The organism is Vibrio sp. Y176 (genome assembly GCF_033438945.1).
Genome location: NZ_JAWOQS010001108.1, coordinates 1 through 533, shown reverse-complemented (window position 1 = coordinate 533; position 533 = coordinate 1). Strand labels below are relative to the sequence as shown.

Genomic DNA, 533 nt, shown 5'->3' with positions numbered 1-533 from the left:
CACCCCACTGCTTATCTCTGAGGGGTTTCACATACAGTCCATCAATATGCTCTACAGCAACTCCAAAGTTGGTGTGCTCGTGAATCCTTAACCAAGACTGCATACACTGAACTTTGTTAAAGCCATTTGATGAGTAGAAATCATGTAAGTCAGATATGAGGATTATGCAATCAACGTCTTTAGTTTCGGCAAATGACGATACTTCTGACAACATGAAAGAGCCAATACCTTGCCCTCGATAACGTTCATCAACACAGAAGTCGATTACGCCCAGAACCTTATGTATTTCCCCACCGACACTAACAACGCGATAGTCCAGTCCAAGGTAGCCAACCAACTGTTCACCTTGAAAATGAAGGGCTCGCATATGAGGCAACTGCTTAAAGTAAGAACGATTTACTTGGCTGTCCGGAAAAGCTCGGTTTCTTAATGCTTCGATTGCCTTATGGTGCAATTCTGAAACATCAATTTCTTGTACGATTTCCATATCATTTCCTCGAAAAGGGCTAACGCCGCATTAAGTGGTGAGCAAC

The 533-nt window shown here is 43.0% G+C and carries 1 protein-coding gene; it reads right to left on the bottom strand.

Annotation, left to right across the window (positions count from 1 at the left end; translation table 11 throughout):
• On the bottom strand, positions 1-487 hold a 487-nt coding region (locus R7O13_RS30465; protein ID WP_318305670.1), incomplete at its 3' end, for a GNAT family N-acetyltransferase.
• Positions 488-533 lie beyond the last annotated feature (46 nt).